Source organism: Amycolatopsis sp. SID8362, from assembly GCF_010550475.1.
Lineage (GTDB): Bacteria > Actinomycetota > Actinomycetes > Mycobacteriales > Pseudonocardiaceae > Amycolatopsis > Amycolatopsis eburnea.
Genome location: NZ_JAAGNB010000359.1, coordinates 1 through 1,361, shown reverse-complemented (window position 1 = coordinate 1,361; position 1,361 = coordinate 1). Strand labels below are relative to the sequence as shown.

Below are 1,361 nucleotides of genomic sequence, written 5' to 3'. Positions count from 1 at the left end.
CGGCGAACGCGGCCAGGTCGGCCTGCGTGGCGTCGAGGGCGTCCAGGATCGCCTGGGCCTCCGGATCGGCGTGGACCAGTGGCCACAGTTCGGCCGCCTGAGCGTCGTCCAGTACCCCGGCGTGGAGGTCGGCGAGCACGTCGACAGACCAGGGCGGACCGACGGTCCCCCCGATCCCCCGGCTTTCGTCCGTCATCGTCCCTCCCCGCTACCCGGCTGACGCCCGGCCCGTTTGCTTTCGTGAGTTGGGACGTTCGCAATCGCATCGGGGTTCCGCAGGTGCCCGAGAACCTTCGCGAGTTTTCCGCGGCCTCGCGCGCACCGGCTCTTCACGGTGCCTTCGGCGATGCCCAGCAGCTTCGCCGTCTCGGCGACGGAGTAGCCCTCGACGTCGACGAGCACGATCGGGGCGCGCTGGTCCTCGGGCAGCTGCTCGAGGGCTTCGCGCACGAGCAGGCTGGTCTCCCGCTCGGCCATCGAGTCGCGCGGGGACGCCGGCTCGTTGAAGCCGGTCTCCGGCAGCGGCACGGTCGGGCGGGCCTGGCGGCGGCGGATCCGGTCGAGGCAGGCGTTCACCACGATCCGGTGCAGCCAGGTCGTGACCTGCGACTCCGCCCGGAACTTGTCGGCGGCCCGGAACGCCGAGATGAACGCGTCCTGCAACGCGTCGGCGGCCTCTTCGGGGTCGCGGACCGTGCGCAGGGCGACGGCCCACATGCGGTCGCGGTGCCGTTGGACGAGTTCGCTGAACGCATGGGGGTCCCCCGCGGCGTGAGCCGCTATCAGATCCGCATCCGTGGGAGCTGCAGCTGTCACCCGGCAGAGCCTACTGACCCTGTCGGGTGCGTCACCCCGCAGGCAGGAAGGTCAGGTCCGCGATTTCGGTCTGGAACTCCTCGTCGGCTCCACCCAGCTGGGTGATCCAGACGATGAAGTACTCACCCTGGGTCGGCTGGGCCAGCGGGATCGTGGTGTCGCCGTCCTTCAGATCGCCGTTTCCGACCACCTTCGTGTCGGCCAGATCGGGGTTCTTCTCGGTCGCCGAGCGGATCTCGACCTTGGTGCCCGCGGTGCCGCCGGACACCAGCACCTGGCTGAGGTTGATCGGGTCCTTGAAGGTGACGACCAGCCCGACGCCCGGCTTGATGGCCGGGAACTGCTGCTTGTACTGCTCGGTCCGCCACTGCGTCTCGGCCTTGCCGTCGATCGCGTACTTCGCCCGCGCGGCGTTGTCGCCCTTGCCCTCGGGGTTGTAGACGGCGATGGCCTGCGGCTTCACCGGCGCGCCGACGGTGGGCGACGGCGGCGGGGCCGGCTGGCTCGAGGCGGGCGGCTGCCCGGCGGGCTGGCTCGACGCCGGC

The 1,361-nt window shown here is 71.0% G+C and carries 1 protein-coding gene and 2 pseudogenes; all 3 read right to left on the bottom strand.

Annotation, left to right across the window (positions count from 1 at the left end; translation table 11 throughout):
* Window positions 1–196: pseudogene (locus G3I65_RS11785) on the bottom strand (hypothetical protein); the annotation flags it as partial.
* The gene (sigM, locus tag G3I65_RS11780) at window positions 193–816 is read right to left on the bottom strand and encodes an RNA polymerase sigma factor SigM (protein WP_125309327.1); all 624 of its coding nucleotides are present in this window, start codon (window positions 814–816) and stop codon (window positions 193–195) included. The pseudogene G3I65_RS11785 and the gene sigM, both read right to left, overlap by 4 nt.
* A gap of 31 nt (window positions 817–847) precedes the next feature.
* Window positions 848–1,361, bottom strand: a pseudogene (locus tag G3I65_RS11775) (hypothetical protein); the annotation flags it as partial.